The 19,693-nt window shown below is 58.3% G+C and carries 19 protein-coding genes; 6 read left to right on the forward strand and 13 right to left on the reverse strand.

What is annotated here, in order from left to right; translation table 11 throughout:
- Positions 1-44 precede the first annotated feature (44 nt).
- Positions 45-758, reverse strand: coding sequence for an LPS export ABC transporter periplasmic protein LptC (gene lptC / locus CRI94_RS03200; protein WP_245846052.1), 714 nt, complete (start codon positions 756-758; stop codon positions 45-47).
- A gap of 541 nt (positions 759-1,299) precedes the next feature.
- Between lptC and CRI94_RS03205 the strand changes: the two genes are divergently transcribed.
- From CRI94_RS03205 to CRI94_RS03220, 4 genes are all read left to right on the forward strand, one after another.
- Entirely contained in the window at positions 1,300-1,638 is a 339-nt protein-coding gene (locus CRI94_RS03205; RefSeq protein ID WP_098074198.1) for an STAS domain-containing protein, read from the forward strand.
- 54 nt (positions 1,639-1,692) lie between these two features.
- Complete coding sequence (locus tag CRI94_RS03210; RefSeq protein WP_098074309.1) at positions 1,693-2,313, forward strand: ATP-binding protein; 621 nt, start codon at positions 1,693-1,695, stop codon at positions 2,311-2,313.
- A complete protein-coding gene (locus CRI94_RS03215; protein WP_098074199.1) occupies positions 2,292-3,404 on the forward strand; it encodes a PP2C family protein-serine/threonine phosphatase in 1,113 nt (370 codons plus the stop codon). Before CRI94_RS03210 ends, CRI94_RS03215 begins: the two co-directional genes overlap by 22 nt.
- A 159-nt stretch (positions 3,405-3,563) precedes the next feature.
- On the forward strand, positions 3,564-4,511 hold the full coding sequence (locus CRI94_RS03220) for a fasciclin domain-containing protein (protein ID WP_098074200.1): 948 nt from the start codon (positions 3,564-3,566) through the stop codon (positions 4,509-4,511).
- A 148-nt stretch (positions 4,512-4,659) separates the two neighbouring features.
- Here CRI94_RS03220 and CRI94_RS03225 read toward each other — a convergent pair whose 3' ends face one another.
- The 5 genes from CRI94_RS03225 to menH form a co-directional block, all read right to left on the reverse strand.
- Positions 4,660-5,256, reverse strand: a complete 597-nt coding sequence (locus tag CRI94_RS03225) for a GNAT family N-acetyltransferase (protein ID WP_098074201.1) — start codon at positions 5,254-5,256, stop codon at positions 4,660-4,662.
- Between the two features lie 306 nt (positions 5,257-5,562).
- Positions 5,563-7,038: an o-succinylbenzoate--CoA ligase gene (gene menE / locus CRI94_RS03230; protein ID WP_179862132.1), complete on the reverse strand. Its 1,476-nt coding sequence runs from the start codon at positions 7,036-7,038 to the stop codon at positions 5,563-5,565.
- Between the two features lie 122 nt (positions 7,039-7,160).
- A complete protein-coding gene (gene menC, locus CRI94_RS03235) occupies positions 7,161-8,234 on the reverse strand; it encodes an o-succinylbenzoate synthase (protein WP_098074203.1) in 1,074 nt (357 codons plus the stop codon).
- Between the two features lie 48 nt (positions 8,235-8,282).
- Entirely contained in the window at positions 8,283-9,173 is an 891-nt protein-coding gene (locus CRI94_RS03240; RefSeq protein ID WP_098074204.1) for a 1,4-dihydroxy-2-naphthoate polyprenyltransferase, read from the reverse strand.
- A gap of 11 nt (positions 9,174-9,184) precedes the next feature.
- Positions 9,185-9,964 (reverse strand): 2-succinyl-6-hydroxy-2,4-cyclohexadiene-1-carboxylate synthase, encoded by a 780-nt coding sequence (gene menH / locus CRI94_RS03245; RefSeq protein WP_098074205.1) that lies wholly within the window; start codon positions 9,962-9,964, stop codon positions 9,185-9,187.
- A 449-nt stretch (positions 9,965-10,413) separates the two neighbouring features.
- Between menH and CRI94_RS03250 the strand changes: the two genes are divergently transcribed.
- Positions 10,414-11,178, forward strand: coding sequence for an MBL fold metallo-hydrolase (locus tag CRI94_RS03250; RefSeq protein WP_179862134.1), 765 nt, complete (start codon positions 10,414-10,416; stop codon positions 11,176-11,178).
- Positions 11,179-11,219: 41 nt separating this feature from the next.
- Here the strand turns inward: CRI94_RS03250 and menD are convergent, their stop codons facing one another.
- The 4 genes from menD to CRI94_RS03270 all read right to left on the reverse strand — a co-directional run bounded on the left by menD (position 11,220) and on the right by CRI94_RS03270 (position 15,938).
- A complete protein-coding gene (gene menD / locus CRI94_RS03255) occupies positions 11,220-13,019 on the reverse strand; it encodes a 2-succinyl-5-enolpyruvyl-6-hydroxy-3-cyclohexene-1-carboxylic-acid synthase (RefSeq protein WP_098074207.1) in 1,800 nt (599 codons plus the stop codon).
- Between the two features lie 66 nt (positions 13,020-13,085).
- Positions 13,086-14,501 (reverse strand): isochorismate synthase, encoded by a 1,416-nt coding sequence (locus CRI94_RS03260; RefSeq protein WP_098074208.1) that lies wholly within the window; start codon positions 14,499-14,501, stop codon positions 13,086-13,088.
- A gap of 44 nt (positions 14,502-14,545) precedes the next feature.
- On the reverse strand, positions 14,546-15,205 hold the full coding sequence (locus CRI94_RS03265) for a histidine phosphatase family protein (RefSeq protein WP_245846053.1): 660 nt from the start codon (positions 15,203-15,205) through the stop codon (positions 14,546-14,548).
- Between the two features lie 61 nt (positions 15,206-15,266).
- The gene (locus CRI94_RS03270; RefSeq protein WP_098074209.1) at positions 15,267-15,938 is read right to left on the reverse strand and encodes a hypothetical protein; all 672 of its coding nucleotides are present in this window, start codon (positions 15,936-15,938) and stop codon (positions 15,267-15,269) included.
- Positions 15,939-16,229: 291 nt separating this feature from the next.
- Here CRI94_RS03270 and CRI94_RS03275 point away from each other — a divergent pair, with 291 nt between their 5' ends.
- Positions 16,230-16,691 (forward strand): CBS domain-containing protein, encoded by a 462-nt coding sequence (locus CRI94_RS03275; protein ID WP_098074210.1) that lies wholly within the window; start codon positions 16,230-16,232, stop codon positions 16,689-16,691.
- Positions 16,692-16,702: 11 nt separating this feature from the next.
- On the opposite strand, the gene CRI94_RS03280 is transcribed toward CRI94_RS03275, so the two are convergent.
- The 3 genes from CRI94_RS03280 to CRI94_RS03290 form a co-directional block, all read right to left on the reverse strand.
- Positions 16,703-17,446, reverse strand: a complete 744-nt coding sequence (locus tag CRI94_RS03280) for a DUF4230 domain-containing protein (protein WP_098074211.1) — start codon at positions 17,444-17,446, stop codon at positions 16,703-16,705.
- A 49-nt stretch (positions 17,447-17,495) separates the two neighbouring features.
- On the reverse strand, positions 17,496-18,566 hold the full coding sequence (locus CRI94_RS03285; RefSeq protein ID WP_098074212.1) for an EamA family transporter: 1,071 nt from the start codon (positions 18,564-18,566) through the stop codon (positions 17,496-17,498).
- An 83-nt stretch (positions 18,567-18,649) separates the two neighbouring features.
- Positions 18,650-19,600, reverse strand: a complete 951-nt coding sequence (locus tag CRI94_RS03290) for a CdaR family protein (protein ID WP_143815278.1) — start codon at positions 19,598-19,600, stop codon at positions 18,650-18,652.
- Positions 19,601-19,693 lie beyond the last annotated feature (93 nt).

The following is a 19,693-nucleotide window of genomic DNA, read 5'->3' on the forward strand; positions in this document are numbered from 1 at the left end:
AAATCGTTAATGGGTGAAAAGACAAGCAGGTGCGGACAAGGGAGTTATCGTTCCCTCCCGCCACCCGAAACGGAATCGGGATCTGGAGACTCTTCTACATCCACATCCGCCGTGAAGCGCCCGATCTGGTAGGTGTCAAGATCCTCGTCGGCCACGAGGCCATTGCCCTGCACATCCTCGGTCGGCGTGATGATTCGAACGAACCGTCGAGTTCGGATCTTACGTGAGTTTTGATTCCACGTCAAGTGTTCGCTCGAAAGGCGTTTGTTGTCCACCGTGTGCACCATCACGTCACCAAACGCCTCGAAGCGGCTCTCATCGGCGAAATACAGCATCCGTTCTGCAGTGATGACGGCTGACGAATCCCCCTCTTCGAAGACGTAGGCAATAACGCGGTCGTGAGGAATCGGCCCTCCCTGAATTCCCGTGAGCGAATCTCGTCGTCCTCTCGAAGCCGTGACGGAATCCCCGAGCGCGGAAGGGCGGTCGAGGGAATCCGACGCCGACCGTTCTGCCGTCGACGAATCGGCTATCATCGAGAGCTCGATGTACGTACTGTCGTCAGTCTCGTAGTGCGCCATGCGATCGGCAACAAAGTGAGCGCGACGCAGCCCTTCTTCCTGTAGGCCGAAATGGACAGACCAACTGACCTGCGTCGGGGCATTCTCCGTGGAGTCCGCCGCCATGGCTGCCGATACGTCGCGCTCGCGTCGTTCACAGCCCAGCAGGCAAATCCCGACCAGAAGAGCAACAGCCACGAACCCGTACCGTCTGCCTCTTTGCCTACACGCCCCCCCCGATTTCCAGATGCGCCGGGTCAGCGGACGGAACGCAACGATGGTCGATATACCACGCATAACAAGAGGGATCTTCGAATCAATACAATCGGGACCAGGCCCGACGACGGACGCCATCACCGGACGTGCGTTTTCAATACCCGATGGATTGACAACCAAAACCCTGGCGGGTGAACACACATCGCCCGGGCACGTTTGCCGAATCTACGAACAATTTTGGCTACAATCGGATCAACGTCCACCTACCACGGTCGCAGGCGTTGCGTTCGCGCTTATTCTTTGCGACGTTGTACGTAAACGTGAGACGTATCAATGGTATTGCGTCATTGTGGTGGAACCGGGATGGCTCACGCCACTCCCTGCGAATGAGTATGTTTGATGACCACAGCGGCTGTGTGGACCCGTGACGTGCGTTCGGAAATGCACCAATCGGCCCAATCGGTGGCATTTATGCGGCTGGTTCCCTCCTTATCACGCGTCGACCTCTATATAATCGACTCATATGAGTTTTACGGTAGAATCTTTATCTCCACAGACGGTCGTCATCCGTATGGGTGAAGCCCTCGACTTCCGGAACGCCGACGAATTCAAGTCGACGTTTCAGTCCGAAATCGACGACGGCTCCGTGAATTTCATTCTGGACTTTTCTGACACGGCTGTGCTCGACAGCACCGGTCTAGGGTCGATCTTTTCGCTGTACCGGCAGATTTCGCCGGATGACGGTCAAGTCGCATTCGCGGATGTGTCGAGGCCCGTCCAAGTCGTCGTGCAGCTCACCCGCACGTACAAAGTATTTCGCCAGTTTCCAACGGTCGACGCCGCGCATGACGCGTTGGCCTAGCTATTCGTAGCACGAATCTGTTCACACGGCGGGACGCAACCGCCGGGCTGGCGTATGGGCATGCACTCAATCTCACAACATTACGACGACCTCAATCGCGCGATCGATGACGTGCGAGGTCTGCTCGACGAGTGGCTCGCTGAGTTCGGCGAGGACCCGATGTCCACGTGGGCAGCCAATACGTCGTCCGAACGACCGGATGGTACGTCGTTTCGCAAGCACGCGAAGGATACAGGGCCCGACTCTGCGTCGTCAGAGTCCTCCTCTTCCCGTCCTATTCCTTCAGAATCATCGAACGGCACGTCACTGCCAGACGAAGATCAAGGACGACCATCGGTTGTTCGGTATGTCCAGGTCGTTCTTCACGAGTGGCTCGCGAACCTGATTCAGCATGCCGACTTCGGATCCGAGTCCCCTACCGTTGAGATTCGCATCTACGCCCACGAGCGGTATATTTCTTGCGCTGTAGATGATAATTCGCATGGATTCGATTTGCAGGAACAGCTCGTTAAGCAGCGTCAGGAGGCCCGCGTTCTACCCGAGCGAGGCATGGGACTGCGCATCATTAACGCGTGTACTGATAGGTGCACGTATCACTCGACCGACGCCGGGTGCCACCGTTTCGAATTTTCCATTCCCGTCGATCACGACCCATGGCTGAGCATGCTATTCTGATCGTTGAGGACGACAGCACCGTACGTGAGTTGCTGAAGTACCGCCTCAACAAAAAGTATGACGTGGCCACAGCAGCTAACGGTGAAGAAGCCCTCGAACAGATCGAACGGAAAACGCCGCACCTGATCATCTCGGATATTATGATGCCGAAGATGGACGGGTTTGCCCTGCAGTCCAAGCTGCAGGATGACAAAAACACGCGCGTTATCCCGTTCATTTTCCTTACTGCCCGGGCCGACGAACCAACGCGGCGGCAGGGCGCGCGCACGGGCGTAGACGATTACATTACGAAGCCGTTCGACATGGAGCAGCTGCTCACGCGTATCGAGCGGCTCCTGGAACGCATGCAGGTCTTCCAGACGCAGCTGGACGCAGAAATCGGACGCGACTTTTCCAATCGTCTATTGCCGAAAAGCCTACCGGAGGTGGACGGATATGAGATCTTCTTCCACTCGGAAGCCCGTGAGCAGGGTGGCGGCGACCTCTTTGACTGGACAAAGGCAGACGACGGAAGCTACTTCATCACAATCGGTGATGTGATGGGGAAAGGCATCCGGGCGAAGTTTTACGCCTTCAGCTTTCTGAGCTACGTTCGAGCGACCCTTCACACGTTGCTGCAAGAATCAACCTCGCCCGCCGGCATCCTGGCGCGAATCAATGAGATGTTGCTGACCGACGAGGTGCTTGAGGAGACGTTCGCCTCGTTCCTCCTCTTCAACTGGGATCCGTCGACACACACGGTCACGTACGCCAACGCGGGTCACTGTCGCCCTGTGATTATCACACCCGACGGAGCGTCTGTAGCCGAACACAGCGATCTGATTCTCGGTCTCGAGGGAAATGCGTCCTTCAAGGATGAAACGATCCATCTCGATCCCGGCACCGCGCTCATGGCCTATACCGACGGACTTCTAGAGCACCCCGTAAATGGACACGACGTGCTCGGCGAAGCAGGCATTCTCGACATCGCTGCACAAACGCTGGATGCAGACAAACCCATCGATGCCTTGCTGAATGAGGCGCTCTCCCGTGGAAACGACGATTCATTTCACGACGATGTGCTCGTGTACTGGATGCAACGCAACACATAGGTTAGCGCAAGCCCGATTCCCGATTAGGCACCCGACGGCGGATGCGTGTTGCACTGACGGCACGTTATCCGCCGTTTCCCTGTCCGCGCCGTCAGCTAACGGTCCGGCCGTGCATCCTGATGATCATTTACGCCTTCTCTTCTCCGCTCCATCCGATCCATGAGTCATCACTCCCGACGCTGGGGATCTGTTTTCGCGGCCCTTATCCTGACTCTATTACTTGGGGCATGCGACACGTCGGATGTCTCCTCCATTCCGAACGAGTCGGTCCGATCGCTGATGCGTTCGCTGCAGGAAATGTCGACCTTCTCTGCGATCGTCGAAGCGGATTCCAGTCTCGCAAATCGGCTGGACGAAGACGGCTCATTCACGGTTCTCCTCCCCCGCGATGCGGCATTTGAGGGAATACAACGGGATACGGTCGTCGGCGATATTGGCATCCGTGACCTGGTCTCTCAACATCACATCATCGAAGGAATGGCGCTTTATGCCGGTGACATCACGGATGGACTCACGGTCACAACGATGGACGGTGCATCGATCGCGTTTTCCACGTCCGACGGACTCACCGTAGACGGTGCTCGCATCGTGACATCAGATATCACCGCGTCGAACGGGGTCATCCACGTCCTTGACGAAGCCATGCTCGGCCGCCTGAACGCGATGCAACGCGTCGTTATCCAAGAGGACCTGCTCGTTCTCGAAAACGCGGTGGACCTCGCAGGTCCTGAGATCGTGGGCCCGCTTCAAGGCTCTGGTGGATCAATCACGCTCTTTGCACCAACGAATGATGCGTTCGTCGCTAACGTTGACAGCAGTGACGATGGATCAATCAGTGAAGATGAACTGGGACTTCTCGACCTGAATCGCGTTCTCGCCACCCATATTGTCTCCGGGACCTATCCAACGTCACAGATCCCTACCTCGCCCACCGAGCTTCAGACCCTCTCTGGCGACGCGATCGAAGCCGTGCGCGATCCTGACACGGGTGAAGTCACGATCACGCTCTCGGACGGGACGATAGCCTCCATAGAACGCGCCGATATCACCGTTCAAAACGGAGTCGTTCATACGGTCGATAGCCTCCTCGTCCCTCGCTCCCGTTGATGTATCTCGATTACATCACACATCACACGTTGTCTGTCAAATAGAAACGGACCGGCACAACCTGCGAATTTGTGGCAGGTCGATCCGGTCCGTTTGCGTTCGTTCGTAGCACGAACGCGCCCTCGCTGAAGAGATGGCCGTCGTCGTCTCAGGCCGCTTCTTCGAGGGCATTGGCGTATTCCATTTCGCTGTGCTCTCCTTCGAGCATTGCAAAACTCACCTTGTCGTAGTACTCCCCCTCGCGGTATAGGTAATCACGGGCAACTCCCTCCCGTTGAAAACCCATTCCCTGTACGAGGTCGCGCCAGGCAGTGTTGTACTCGAACGTCTCCGCACTCACACGATGGAGTCCGAGGTGCTGAAAGCAGAATTCGAGGAGCAAGGCCATCGACTCGCGTCCATATCCCTCGCCCCAGTATTCGCGGTCACCGATCGTGATGCCGATCAAACCGTGCTTGTTATGCTCGCTAATTCGAGCGACATACGCGATACCGATTAACGTGCCGTTCGCATGGATCTCAAAGTCTCGATGCGAGGCGGAAGGGTTCTCACACATCTTTTCGAACCGCTTCTTGAACTGCCCGAACGTCTCCTTCTCGTACGGGATCTCACTATCGAGACGATTGAGCTCTGGATCATTATTCCAGCGGAAGTGCGTGTAAATGTTCTCCATCTGGAGAGGCGTAAAGCGAACCCGGCCGCGTTCGAGGGGGGCGGCGTCACGGGCTGTTACAGGTGTGCTCATAGACTTGGAAGCGCTTCCGATCATAGGAGTGTCGGGAATGGGGAAGCTCTCGCTTCAACTGGCAAAAACAGAGTCGCCAGCACGGATGGAGAGATCCGCGCGTAAGAAAGCTACCCACCGTGTTCATCAGACGGGTGAGGCTTTCCACAGTTCGGCGGGTCGCTTACGTTCGCGTCGGTTACGGAAGGTTAGGCGCAGAGATTTCGCCGAGAAGGGGTCTCAACAACTTCTGTTTTCTCCAACCCTAATGTCGGGAATTCTCTGAATGCAATGCGAACACGTGAGCTTCGTCTTGTTAACTCAGTGTTACCGCAACTTACGTGCCGCCGCTTCCAGAACCTCGTAGTCGACTTTCATGCGCTGTGCTACAGCAGAATCGGGCATGACGTGAATGGCATCCGGTATTTTGTATCCGGGGAGAACCCCGCGTAACTCAGGTACAAGGTCCCTGCGATCAGCGCCTGAGTCCCACCGAACGAACGCAACGGGACGACGACCAAATTCCTCGTCCGGTACCCCAACGACCGCAGCTCGACGAACGCCCTCCAACCGTTCGAGCTCCTTTTCGATTTCCTCCGGTTGAATGTTTTCTCCTCCGGAAATGATGAGTCGATCGGCTCGACCGGTAACACATAAACGCCCGTTGTCATCAAGGTACCCGAGATCCCCCGTTGCAAACCAGCCACCCGTCGTGCGTGCGTCGTCAAGCTCCCCCGTGGCCCCGGCATTAGTTGCATACCCCGCAAAGAGCGTCCGACCGCGAACGTATATCGCTCCCTCCCGAATTTCTAGCTCTCGATGTGGGAGAAGAAAGCCCGACGTTGCCAACGTCTTCCGATCCGCAGCAGGAGGCGTGGTCGTGATCTGCGAACTCATCTCCGTGCTCCCGTAACTCGTGTGGACCGGCCATCCATAGGACACGGCACGATCAAGGAATTCAGCCGGGATAGCACTTCCACCGATAAGGGCAGCCGAGACCGAACCCATCACATTACTTTCTGTCGGAGCATCCAGGAGACGACGAAGCTGGGTCGCTACCATCGATACGTGTGTAGGGCGAAAATCGATTACTGCCTGGGAAAAAGACGCTTCCGGGTTTGGCATCGCAATGGCCGCGCCGGCAAGGGCCGTCCGAAACAGAATCGCGAGTCCCCCGACGTGGTACAGCGGGAGTGACGCCAGCCATGTGTCACCTAGACCAAGCGGTATGTTCTCTGCCGAACCTCGTGCACTATAAACGTGATTCCCGAGCGTGTGAACAGCAATCTTGGGTCGACCGGTACTTCCCGAGGTAAATACGCCTGTAGCGCGCGCATCCAGCGGAAGGTGCGTCGGACGCATCTCGGAGGCCTCCCCGAGCGCCGGGGTCTCCCCCGGCTCCGCACTGAGAGAATCCAGAGCGACGGCGCGCATGCTCTCGTTCAATGCTTGTGTTACCACGTTCTCACTGTGCGCCACCAGTAGATCAGCTCCTACACGTCTAGACTGAGTGAGAAGCCGTTCAGCCGGATGCCGCGTATTCAGCGGACACGCAATGCCGCCAATGCGCCAAACGGCCCAGAGTAGCGCAACGGTGTTAACCGTCTTCGGTGCTTCGATGGCGATGACTGTTTCCGGTGCACACCCGATGCCGAGAAGGCGATGTTCGATACTCGTGATCCAGCCATCAAGCTGCCGATAGGTCCACGTCCGTTCGCCGGTAATCACAGCGGGGCGTTCCGGTGACGTCTGGGCATACCTAGCGATGGGATCATGGAGGTGAGGCACGGTTCGGTCGGTCACTCCGTCAGAGAATGATTGGAACGTCAGATTTGATCAACTCGGATGTTTCTCTTCCCCCAGCATCCATGGTCATCGAGAACACACGACGTATCGCCCCAAACATCGACACGACAAAGGCCCTGTCAGATCTGTGTTGGAAGGGCCTGCCAGAGTTCGTCAACGTCGATGGTAGGACCTTGAATGGGAAGCAATTCCTCGGTAACATCTGCGGCGAGACGGCGGTATGTGTCCAGGCCAGCCGGAATGTCCCTGTCCCCAAGAACTGCAGCGAGCATAGCCAGTCCGGCGAGTCCAACCCCAGACTCGTACGAGGAGCTAATCACAACCTCTACACCGGCATCGCGAATCGCCCGCTCCAGCCGAATTGTGCCGAGGAGACCGATCAATGAGGGCTTAACAACAAACGCCGCGGCAAAACGATCTTTCGTGAGTTCATCGACTGACTTTTCGCGCGTAGACTCGTCCAGCGCCACCGGCACGCCGGTGGCCATCGACCACCTCCGTAGATGCTTCGGCGATGAAAGCGGCTCTTCGAGATAGGAGATCGGCGTGTCTTCGAGTGCTTCCGCGAACGAAGTTGCCTCCTCGACGGTCCAGGCACGATTCGCATCCAGTCGAAGTTCAACGGTCTCTTCCCACATCGCGTATAGCCTGCGGATCGCGGCGGCTTCCGCATGGAGGTCGTGGCGCCCGACCTTAACCTTCACGGCTCGATAGCCGCCCGGCCCGGTTTCGAGATTCGATGCCGACTCGACGATCTCATCGGGCGTCCCCATCAACAGGGCGTTGAGGGACACCTTCGACCGTGCGGTTGGCCGAATCCACTCGATGAGACGTTTAGACTGGCTTTTCGCGACGGCGGATGCGAGCGCCTGCTCGAGGCCGAACCGAACGGATGGGATCGACGACGAGGGAAGCGTCTTCAGGTGCCCGAGACGTGAGTCACGAGGTAGTTCTCTTCCCTCCCAGCTCGGTATAATCGAGTGGAGAGCAGATATCGCCTCCTCGACCGTTTCTCGGCTGAATCCTGGAAGAGGTGCGACATCGCCGACGCCAAACACTGTAACGTCCCCGGCGCGAAATACCGCCTGAACGAGGCATCCGTGTCGCTGGTCAATCTCCATGCCTCCGAGGTCAATCGGCGCCGCAAGCGGGAGCGCATACGGACGCACCTCGATTCGTTCAATCATCGGCATGCCAGACGGAGTCGAGGTCGTAGATGCGATGGGAAATCACGTTGTAAGCTAGATATTCCAGCCGATCGAGAAAAGAAGCGCCCAGAGCACGAGGAGTCGCCCAGTGGCTCCCAGGAGCGGGTTGAGCTTGCGTGGATCCGTCGTTGCTTGGAGGATACGGACCGGCTGAATCGCCAGCGGTAACGCAACCATAGCTACCATGGCCCACGGATGCGCGCCGGTGACCGCGTACAGGATGGCCGGAATGCCGAACGCGAGGAGAAGGCAGATCGCGTAAAAGTAGACCCCCACACGTCGACCGAGCCGAACCACGAGCGTTCGCTTACGAGCGTTACGGTCGCCTTCCACGTCGCGGATGTTGTTGACGAGCAAAATGGCGACGGCAAGGAGCCCCGGTCCGGCTCCAGCAAAAAGCACCTCCCAGCTTACGGACAACGCCTGAACGTAATACGTGCCTCCGACGGCCACAGGCCCGAAAAACACGAATACGAATAGATCGGCTGCGCCCATATACGCCAGTGAGTAGCGCCCCCCGGTATACCATAGCGCCGAGAGGATCGAGGCGATGCCGATTGCTAGAATGGGCCAACCGCCTCGCCAGATCAAGTAAAGCCCCGCAAGAACCGCGACGGCAAAAACAGCTATTGTCGCGAACCGCATCGTTTCTGGATCGACGAGTCCCGCCTGCGTGACGCGTTCTGGACCCACCCGCTCCTCCGTGTCCGTTCCCTTCAGGTAATCGTGATAGTCGTTATGAAAGTTGACTCCAACCTGAATGAGAATGGCACTAATCAGCGCGCATGTAGCGGAAAGGAGGTGTAGACTTCCGGCCTCGAGAGCCATGGCCGTACCGACCAGAACCGGGGCGATTGCCGCACCAAGCGTTTTCGGGCGGGCTGCCTGTATCCATACGGTGGGCCGGGCGCGGCTCGTCTGCATGTAGATCGGCGTCAGTTGCGGGACAAAAAGTATACGAGATGCGAGAGGAAAGCCTGCGGGCGCTCGGCGTGCACGTTGTGCCCGGCGTCCGGGACAATGACGGTTTCCATGCGGCGAGAGCCGACGGCCATATACCGCGTGGTTTTGACGTATTTATCGTCGAGTGCACCCGTGCAGGCTAGCGTTGGAATATCCATCTCCTTCAGGCGTTCCCAGAGCGACGGCTGCCCTCCTACACTCATTCCGATCAACGCACGCGCGAGGTCATCCGGGTCGTTCTTTGCCCGCTTCGTAATCATCGACTCGACCAAATCATAGCGAGCCAGTGATTTGAACAGCGGCATGCGGTACCATTCCTTCAAAAAGCCGGACAGATCGTTCTGGATCCGCGCGCTTCGCTCTTTGTCCACCGCGAGACGCGCGTCCCGATCTGCGGACGAGGTGAGACCCGGTGACGCGGACTCCAGAACCAGCGACCGAACGCGCTCGGGGTGATTCATTGCAAAATAGAGTGCCACGCGCCCGCCCATCGAGTATCCAACCAAATGGCAATCTTGGATCCCCGCATCATCGAGAACGTCGGCTAAGCTTTGCGTCGCTCCTTCCATCGAGTAGACGTACGAAGGCAACCCCGTAGATTGGCCGTGTCCGGGTAAATCGACACGTATGCAGTGTGCATCGTCAGAAAGGGCATCCGTGATCTCATCCCAGTCAGATGAGTCACCCATAAATCCGTGTAGAAAGCAGACAACTGGTTTTTCCGTACAACCGGTAGTGGTGTAGTTCAGCATGAACGATAAGCAATTCACAAAAGGGAGATTCGGAGACCTCGTTATCAAGCCTCCGGGACCACGACGGAACTATGTCGAATCCGCGCGGGGCCGCATCATGGCGGTAATCCGGCAATCTGGTAGCGTCCCCTCTCAACCGAATTATACGACCCTGCGTGACCGGTGTGCGGGGACACCACAGCAAGGCACATCGTAACACGTCCGTTTCTGCCGACTTTGGTTATCAATAACGGAAGGTCATACGTTTACACCTATCTCGTCTGTTCTGCTCCCAACCTGCTCAAAAGATGCTTTCTCGCCGAAGATTTATTACAATCAGTGGTGCTTTACTTGCTGCATCCGCGGTCAAATGTCCAACTTTTGCCCGCAGCAAAACATTTGTTGACAAAATAACGGAGTTGAGACGCGGTGTCGGTACCTACGTCGCTAACGGAGGCACCATCGGCTGGATGCTCCGAGAAGACCAACTCGTTATTGTCGACACCCAGTACGATCGTACCGCTGAATCAACAATAACAACGTTCGAGGACCACAGAGGTAACGCGGCCGACCCTCTCTTCAACCTCCTCATTAACACGCATCATCATGGAGATCATACGGGCGGAAACGCGGCCATGATGCCTCACGCAGGTCGGTCCGTCGCTCACGAAGCGTGCGTCCGCCTTCAAAACGCGTCATCTGACGCCGACGACGCTGCTATCGCCGAAACGACGTTCGCTGACGAATGGTCGACGGACGTGGCCGACGAAACGGTCTCCCTCCACCACGACGGTCCGGCCCACACCGGAGGCGATGCGACGATCTTTTTCGAACGGGCAAACATCGTCCATACCGGCGATCTCGTGTTTAACCGTGTCGTTCCCTTCATTGACGTGGACGGCGGAGCCCACGTAGAAAACTGGATCTCGACGCTCGAAACCCTTCACGACCGCTACGATGACGATACACAGTTCATCTTCGGACACGGCCATCCGGATCACGGCATCATCGGCTCACGCGCCGGACTGTTGCAGATGCGCGACTACTTGACGGCTCTGAGCGAGTTCGTCCAGGCAAAACGGGCCGAAGGCGTCGACCTCGGAACGCTCAAGAAGGAAACGAATCTGCCGGGATTCGAGGAGTACTCTTCGGACGACTGGCCGCTGCCACTCGCACAAAACCTGGAAGCGGTGTATCGCGAGCAGATGGGCAATACGCCCGCAACATCTTCCTAATCCGATTTCGTTAACCGTAACCGGGCGCTCATTGCACCCTGTTACTGCTTTGCGAGCACCTTCGCGACCGCCTCGGCGCACTGCGTGTCGAGGCGGTCGTGTATGTGGCGATTGTCGTTTCGGTCCGTCTGGACCTCGATGATTGTCGACGTACCCTCGGTTGCAGCACGCCCGCATGCCTCATCGTAGACAGACGCAAGGTCATTCAGCGTCTGCGCCTGAGCCCAGTGCAGACCGAACGCCTCCACGGCACGCGAAAAGTCAACCGACTGCGGAGTGGCGAAATATGACTCGAAGACTGTGTCGTGATCGGAGATAGGCAGAAAGTGAAAGATGCCCCCTCCCTCGTTATTGATGAGCACGACGACGACCGGATGCTTCTGCAGAAGAGCGAGCGACGACATATCGTGAAGCGCAGCCAGATCTCCGATGACGAGTGTCGCTGGGTCTTCCGTCCCAACGGTACAGCCCGCCGCCGTCGCGATCGTCCCGTCGATCCCGCTCGCCCCCCGGTTGGCCAGCACGGACACCCTCGCTCCGTCCGTATGAGCGTAGCGGTTTGCATCCCGCACAGGCATGCTACTCGCCAGCACGAGAGCATGGGATGCAGGAATCCGTCGCGTGATCAACCGCGCAACGCCGGGCTCAGACAGTCTCGGGGTGTCATCTGCAGCCATTAGCCCATTCTGAAGGGTCTCAGCAACCGTCGTGTCCGCCTGGAGCCACCGCTGGGTCCATTTGCTCGCCCCCTGTCGCTCGCTTCGCTCAACGAGGCCTGCGCACACAGGAGCAACACGAGCCTCAATGTGGTCGGTTACGCGATGATCAGGGTCGAAGCGCGACGGGTCCGGGCGCACGACCGCATACACGGAGGGAGCGGCATCCCGTAGAAGGAGGCGGAGCCGCTTCGAAACAGCACGACCGCCAAAATGCAACACGACCTCCGGTGCCCATGCGTCACCGGCGTCGCTGTCAGCGAGAATGCTGTCTGCATGGGCGACCCGCGGGGCTGTCCCAGCCGACCCGAGCCGCAATCCGGACGTAATGTCTGGGATAAGCGGCCACTGCACGTGCTCGGCGAACGACCGGACCGCTTCCATTTCTTCCTTGCCATCCAGGCGTCCCGCCACGATCAATCCGCGTTCGACGCCCCGTACGTGTTGAGCAAGCACATCCATCACCGCTGCTGTCACAGACGGCTGTGCGGTCGGGCGCCGCATCAACGGCTCTCTGGATCCAGCCCACCGCCGCAAGCGCTTCGAGAGCGTCGGGAGTGGGCCATTAGAGACCGGCTCCAACGGCTTTCGAAACCCCGCATTGAGATGAACCGGTCCCGGAGGAACGCGCATCGCGTGTGAAACGGCCTCATCTACGGTGGAGAGGACGGCTTCAAGCGGTATGTTGCCCGACGGCGGCGGAAGATCGACAAAGTGCCGCGGATACGACCCGAAAATGTCCACCTGGTCAATCGTCTGGTTCGCGCCAGATCCCCGCAGTTCCGGTGGCCGGTCGGCCGTCAGGCAGAGTAACGGGACGCCATCGACGGAGGCTTCGACGACGGCGGGCAGACCGTTCGCCACAGCCGTTCCGCTCGTCGTGATCCACCCGGCCGGTCGCCCCGTCGCGCGACCGTATCCGAGGGCAGCGAAGGCCGTCCCCCGTTCATCGACGTGCACGACCACCTGCGTATCCGGATGCTCGGCAACGGAGACGGTCAACGGTGTCGAACGCGAGCCCGGAGCGACGAAAAACGTATCTATGCCGCAGCGGACGAGCTCTTCGACGATGCTTCGAGCCCAGAGGTACGTCGTATTCTCGGCGTCGAGCGGGGAACGAGTCAAGACGGAAGCGGACGGTAGACTGATGGCTGAATAGACGGGCGCGGCGGCGAGACTCGTCGCCTAGCGTTAATCGACAAGGCTAAGAAAGTTACCGATCTTCTGCTCGATCTCGTCCCATTCCTCTTGCGGATCCGACCCTCGCACGATCCCGGCGCCGGAGTACAGCGCCATTTGCGCTCCCCGGATGCGAGCCGACCGGATCGCTACCGCAAATTCGGCTTCATCCTTCCCGATCCACCCCACCGGTCCGGCATACCAGCCTCGGTCAAATCCTTCCCGTTCACGAATCGTCTCCAGCGCGCGCTCCGACGGCACGCCGCCTACTGCCGGCGTCGGATGCAGTGCAGCGAGAAGTGCCACCGGCGAGACATCGTCGTTTAGCGTCCCCTCGATCCGTGTCCAGATGTGACGCCCCCCGGACAATTTCATTTCGGTCCGCTGATTCGGGCTGTCGAGCGTCGTGCAGAGCGGCGCCAACATTTCTCGGATCGCATCCTCCACAAAAGCATGCTCCCGCCGATCTTTATCGCTCGTCATGAGGTCATCTCGCAGCGCTCGATCTTCCCGTGTCGTCTGCGCACGTGAGCGCGTTCCCGCAACCGCTTCGCTGTAAACGGTGCAATTCGTTTGGCGAAATAACCGCTCTGGAGAGGCACCGACGAAGGTGCTATCGCCGCCGAAGTCGAACGAGAAATGAAAACAATTCGGCGTCGCCGGTGCAAGTTGTTGAAGCACCGCGTACGGATCGACGTCTACGTCGTGCGAAAGCGTAGCACTACGCGCCATGACCACCTTTTCCACGGCCCCTGCCGAAATACTCTCGAGCACGCCCTGAATGATCGACATCCAGTTTTCCCGAGCGGGCACATCCGTCCGACCCGTAGGCGAAGGGAAACCTGGCGACCTCTGTCGTTTAGCGGGTAAAAGCAGTCGGTTCACATCGGCAACTACTTCATCAATGTGCTTCACATCTGAAGGGCCGACGATGTTGCAGACGATGTGTTGCTCGGAGCCCGACTGAATAAGTTCAAAGCGCGGCAACACAAAGCGATACGTGCCGAAGGACTCCCAACCGCGATCCGGGTAATCGTTATTCGTCGCCTGAAACGCATCGAAGCGCATGCCGCCGTAGTAGCGGGCTCCGTCGGGAAGACTCTGTGCCCGGGCCACGATCGCATCCTCAAGTACATCTGTGTCCACGGCACCGCTTTTACCGCTCAAGACCTCTGCAGCCCCGACAGCTGCAACTGACCGATCTGTCCCACGCCCGGCCCAGTAAACGGACGTCTCGAATGCCTGCGACCGCAGGAAGTCTGCGGTATCGACTCGCTGCTCCACGTCAACGAGAACGCGACGTACGGTACGGTGACCGTTGACGCCCTGAATCGCCGCCCGCACCTGGCGGACCAGCGACGATCGAACGGCATCGGCAGCGTCGATCTGCCTCACACGGGAGACGGCAAGTGAATCAGAGGTATTCATGTTGCGAACTGAGCGATCGAAAAATACGCCGAGTGATGGCGTCGTTATGCGGCCGTAGCCAGGTGGGATGTACAGTTTAGAAGGTCTGCTCGAAACACACCGTCACGGTACACGACCCGGTTCACGCATGTATTGGAATGGCCGAGGGTCGACATGTGGGATAGGTCATAGTCCTCGCATATCGAAGCAAGAAGCACGCGAAGGAAGCGCCCGTGCGTCACGGCGAGAATATTTCGTCCGCCTTCGACCTCCACGATATGCTGGGCTGCTCGTACTGCGCGCTCCCGCACGTCAAGAATCGACTCGCCCCCATCCACCGCATGGCCGTATTTCCCGTTCGACCAGAAGGTCTTGATCTCCTCAAGAGAAGAATCTCTGGTGTCCGACGGCGGCTCTCCTTCGAGCACGCCCCATGACATCTCCCTCAGATCATCCAGCTGGCACCGTTCAACGGATTCGAGATGCTTCGTTACGATATCAGCGGTCTGTTTTGCTCGGACGAGCGTGCTAGAGTACACCACATCGATCGATTCTGCCGCAAACCGCCGTCCCAGACGTTGAGCCTGGCTCCGGCCGGTTTCGTTGAGAACGCTGTCGATGCCGCTACCCTGCACGATGCCTTTCCGATTGTACTCGGTTTCACCATGCCGGACGAAATACAACACCGTCGCCTCGGGCGGCGTGGGGTCAGTTGTTAGCATCATTCAGCGTGTACAGGTGTCTAGAGCGAAGTTGTACGACGGCCGTACTCGGGCCGCACGCGCATTAATTTCCCGGCTTGCGCGAATCTCCCCAGCGATCGAGCATCTCGGATGCCATTTCATCGAGTTGTGGGATCGGCAGTCGTCGGTTTAAAGCAACGCGGATCAGAAAGGCGCGGAGAACCTGGTCGGGCAGCGGGAGCGAGTACATTCGCCGGATGGCAGGTCGGAGAGCGAATTTCATCCCCTTGTCGACTAGTTGGAACCGTAGTGCGATAAACCCGCTCAGCCCCACGATCACGGCTACCTGTGCGCCCGAGGACGCGAGAGCGCTCAGAATGAGAACGTAGTAAAGTGCCTGAGCCAGCACGTTCTCAAGATACCCGAGCAGACGTGCGGCGAGCTCGCTAACGAGCGAAGGTCCAAAAAGCGTCCAGAGTCCGTGCACCCCGAGCATGGCACCAGCTGCCCATACTGGTGACAGCGTCCATAGGAAGATGGGCAGTAACCAGAGCGAGAGCGTACGAGGCGAACGCAGCCAGACGGACGCCCAGGCGACCAGGGTATCGATGCTCACTGCATCCAAGACGTCTGTAGCGTACGTCTCCAGCTCCTCCTCCCGCACGTGAAACCAGAGCCCCTGCTCAGTAAACAAGCCGTAAGGCGTGTCCACGAACGTGCGACCATCCGCGTCAGACGTTGGCTCAGTACCAGAACGTGGACCTGACTCGGTCATAAACAAAACTCGGAAAGTCAGCAGCTAGATGAAGTCCAGTGCACTATGCGAGTCAAGCGTACCCGAAAGCGAAGAGGCAGTTTCAGTATTTTTTGAAAGATCGAACCGTAAATGCAAGGCTTGGCGCCGCCTTGTCCCAGTGACCGCACCGATCGTGGTCGTAGTGGCGCATATCAGGTCGGTAATCAGACGTTCTCGTAATCGAACGATGAGCAGGAAGCATGTGGGAAACGCCGCTCTCTTGGCTCTGTCCTTCTCTTTCCATTGCTCTCCCAAAAATGACGGAGCATTATGTCTCTCGAACGACCGATTTCTGAATTGCTCGAACGAGCCGGCGTCGTGGTATACACGTCTCCCACGACCACGGTGCAGGAGGCCGTCGCGACCATGTCCGAGCACAATATCGGCTCCATTCTCATTCTAAAAGACAACGAGGATCTGGTCGGCATCTTTTCCGAACGCGACCTACTCACTCGGGTCATTGACGCGGGCCTGGATCCGGCGTCAACCCCGATCGAAGACGTCATGACGGGCGACGTGATTGTTGTGTCGGACGAGACGTCGCGCGGCGAAGCCCTCCAGATCATGCACGACAACCATATCCGGCATCTCCCGGTCGCTGACGAGTCGAACCTGTACGGAGTCGTTTCGCTTCGCGACCTGCTTCAGTTTGAGAAAGAAATGCAGGAGCAGGAAATCGCACAACTGCGGCGCCTCGTACTCGACAAGCCGTACCCGAGCTACCCTGGATGAGCGTATCTACATCACCGCCCGTCGCCTTCTCCCCTTGGTACCGACTCGGACTCCGGCGGGCCGGTCGGGGTCAGAACAAAATCGTCCCCCACCCGAAATTGAAAGCTTGGGTTCGCTACGCCCGCGGATTCGAGAGCCGGCGTCAACATGCTCCGCAGCGCGCGTGCGGTGTTTATTTTCGGCTGCGTCGATGACGCGAGCTGGGCGTTCGCCTGGCGGCGGAAGGTCGCTTCGACACGTGCAAGAGCATCTCGCTGTACCTCTTCTTGCATGTCCGTCGTGAACATTTTCATCCAACCACTTGATGATGTCCGGACCTCCAGCTGCCGAAGGTCCGGCTCCACGCTCTGAACGGACAACTCTGGCACCTGCACCGTGACCCTCCTATCCTCAACCGCGATCATCTCCGAGGTGAGGTCCTTCACGTTGAAACCGTATGACACGGTGCCAGGAATGCGAACGCGGACGGACGCGGTGCCAGTGGTGTAAGGTAGGAGTTCCGGCTGCGTGATCTGCAGCATTGATGTCATCCACGACGGCGTCATAAACGACGTCGAATCAATGTCGATCGTCGCGCTCATATGCAGCTTCCCGGTCACAAGCACAGAGGCCGGCGTCTCGCTCTGTACCGTTGTGACCACGGTCCGCCGGACCGTCGCTTCGGACGGACCACGGAGCCACCAGACAAATACCGCGGCGATCAGGGCACCGGCGACGATCCCTCCGAGAATGGCGCCACGCTGCGTAGATGTCACGGGTGGTCAAGGTTTTGTCATAGGAAATCGACGAGCGCAGCCGAAACGGTTACGCCGGGCCAATGCCGAACAACGATTGTACGCGGGTGAGTAGTTCGGCGTTTGATAGAAGGACGAGTCCGACAACGGCGAGAGCAAGCCCCCAGATGTTCGTCTTTGTCAGGCGCTCACGCCAGAACGCGACGCCAAGAAGGGCAGCCAGTACGACGATCGAGATGTTGTTAATCGGGAAAACAACCGTACCCGGTAATTGCTCGAGGGCACGGAGAAGAAATTCCAGGGAGCCGTAATTGATGATCCCGAGGCCGATTCCCCAGACCCATGTTTGCCGGTCCGGCCATACTCCCGTGCGAATGCCTTTCTGTACGACGTAGACGAGCCCGATTAGAAACGAGATGCCGAATGCGAGGAGGAGAAACATGAAACGGCTGTTATCGGCCCCAAAGCCCTCCTGGAACGTTTTCATGGTGATGTCGACCGCTCCGCCTGAAAGGAACAGGATAAACAGTGTCCCCAGAACTTTCGCGTTTGGTTCCGGCACGTCGAGTCCTCTTTCTTCCTCTACGAAGACGTCGCTCTCCTCGGGCGCCCCCTCACCTTCGGATGCTGCCGTTGTTACGTATGCGCCGGCCGTGGCCGGTACGCCCTCATGGACCGGTTCACTGTTCCGAATGGGTTCATCAATCGCATCAGCGCTCCCATCTGGAGTCTGGGCAATCAGAAAGAACGCCACAGCCGCACACCCCATTCCGATGAGTTGCATCACAGACGGTTCTTCGGCCCAGATAAGCCATGAGGCGAGAAACGGAAGCACAACGGACACGCGCATCACGCCGATGGAGAGCCCCATTCCCGCCACATCGGTAGCGACCATCAACATGAAAAACCCGAAGATGAGAAGCGCTCCCGTTCCGATCCCGAGCAGGAGAAGTGGACCGGAGAGCGTCAGTCCATCGGAGGCTCCCCGTCCGCCGATCGCGATCAGAACCCCGGCCACACCAACGGCAGCCGCGTAGTTGATTGTCAGGAGTGCGGTCCGATCAAGCTGACGCTGCCCCGCCACCTTGAAAATCATCCCAATGGAAACGCTACAGAGAACCGCGAGAGATAGATACAGCATGCAGAAAGAGAGGAAAACGCAGAATGAGGAGGGGCGTCTCGTGACGTTAACCACGAGACGTCGTGCAATGAGTGACCGTTCGTCTACTCGCCTGTGACGAACGTATAGTAGCGCAGACGCTGCGGGAACGGCTTCGGATCGCGAATCTGAAGATCCGAGGGCACCGTAATTTCCGGCTCCACGAAGCCCGACGTGTCGGAGCGAATTTCTTCGTACGACACCGTCGCAAAGAAGCCAGGGGCCGTTTTCGCTTCGAACGTGTGCTCAAACAACACCCGATACTTCACGGTGATCACGGAGGGCTCCAATGCAACGAGGTTTTGGTCGGACGGCACGCCGCTTACTTCGACATCGACGCGAAGGGAGTCTTCGGTGAAGCGACCTGCCTGAGCCACCGCTGCTACGGACGAGATGCTCCTCTCAAGGAGCTGGTCAAGCGTGTCGGAGAGTGGCACCTGTACGCGCACAGAGTCCCGCACATCGTCCAGGGTAATCGCTTTCGTTGGCCAGGAGGCGAACGACTCGACAATCGACCGCGCCCCGGAAATGGTCACCGAATCCGGCCGTAGACGCAAGGGCCCGAGCATTTCGTAGGATCGCGGCATGTCAACGGTCACCTTCGACCGGATCGGAAGTCGACGCTCCGTGCGAGTTTCCGTGGGTACGTCGATCTGCTGTGGCGAAACACTCACAACCTGAATGTTCTGGGTTTCAGGAACTGCGAGAGCACTGCGGACATCGACGGGCGAGTTGGACACGTCGACCGCTACCTCCGGGGGATTGAGCCGGAGTAAGATGAGTTGTAGTCCCTGTCCCTTCAGTTCCACACGAACGGCCTCCGGTGGAAGGCTCGTGAGAGCACGATCCGGCGGCAGGTTGACGACCTGCGTGGGGATATCGATCACAACGGTCCGCTGCTCATCAAGTGTAAGCGTAAGCCACAACGTCGCCGAAATTAAAACGCAGACGGCAATGACAAGAGTACGATTCGGGTCTTCCGGCTCATGTTGGCTGTTGCCGGACGTCTGAAACACCTTGCGAAGGCGTTCCCAGAAAATAGGACCTTGTGAACCGGTATCCGTCGAGGGCACGTCGGGGACAGCAAGTTAGAGGGTCAGCGGTCGAGA

This window comes from Longibacter salinarum (assembly GCF_002554795.1).
GTDB lineage: Bacteria > Bacteroidota > Rhodothermia > Rhodothermales > Salinibacteraceae > Longibacter > Longibacter salinarum.

What these genes read in the sequence shown, in the direction of transcription:
- CRI94_RS03205 (WP_098074198.1), top strand. Translation starts at nt 1,300, where the DNA reads ATGAGTTTTACGGTAGAATCTTTATCTCCACAGACGGTCGTCATCCGT.
- CRI94_RS03210 (WP_098074309.1), top strand. Translation starts at nt 1,693, where the DNA reads ATGGGCATGCACTCAATCTCACAACATTACGACGACCTCAATCGCGCG.
- CRI94_RS03215 (WP_098074199.1), top strand. Translation starts at nt 2,292, where the DNA reads ATGGCTGAGCATGCTATTCTGATCGTTGAGGACGACAGCACCGTACGT.
- CRI94_RS03220 (WP_098074200.1), top strand. Translation starts at nt 3,564, where the DNA reads ATGAGTCATCACTCCCGACGCTGGGGATCTGTTTTCGCGGCCCTTATC.
- CRI94_RS03225 (WP_098074201.1), bottom strand. Translation starts at nt 5,256, where the DNA reads ATGAGCACACCTGTAACAGCCCGTGACGCCGCCCCCCTCGAACGCGGC.
- menC (WP_098074203.1), bottom strand. Translation starts at nt 8,234, where the DNA reads ATGCCGATGATTGAACGAATCGAGGTGCGTCCGTATGCGCTCCCGCTT.
- CRI94_RS03240 (WP_098074204.1), bottom strand. Translation starts at nt 9,173, where the DNA reads ATGCAGACGAGCCGCGCCCGGCCCACCGTATGGATACAGGCAGCCCGC.
- menH (WP_098074205.1), bottom strand. Translation starts at nt 9,964, where the DNA reads ATGCTGAACTACACCACTACCGGTTGTACGGAAAAACCAGTTGTCTGC.
- CRI94_RS03250 (WP_179862134.1), top strand. Translation starts at nt 10,414, where the DNA reads ATGCTCCGAGAAGACCAACTCGTTATTGTCGACACCCAGTACGATCGT.
- CRI94_RS03260 (WP_098074208.1), bottom strand. Translation starts at nt 14,501, where the DNA reads ATGAATACCTCTGATTCACTTGCCGTCTCCCGTGTGAGGCAGATCGAC.
- CRI94_RS03265 (WP_245846053.1), bottom strand. Translation starts at nt 15,205, where the DNA reads ATGATGCTAACAACTGACCCCACGCCGCCCGAGGCGACGGTGTTGTAT.
- CRI94_RS03270 (WP_098074209.1), bottom strand. Translation starts at nt 15,938, where the DNA reads ATGACCGAGTCAGGTCCACGTTCTGGTACTGAGCCAACGTCTGACGCG.
- CRI94_RS03275 (WP_098074210.1), top strand. Translation starts at nt 16,230, where the DNA reads ATGTCTCTCGAACGACCGATTTCTGAATTGCTCGAACGAGCCGGCGTC.
- CRI94_RS03285 (WP_098074212.1), bottom strand. Translation starts at nt 18,566, where the DNA reads ATGCTGTATCTATCTCTCGCGGTTCTCTGTAGCGTTTCCATTGGGATG.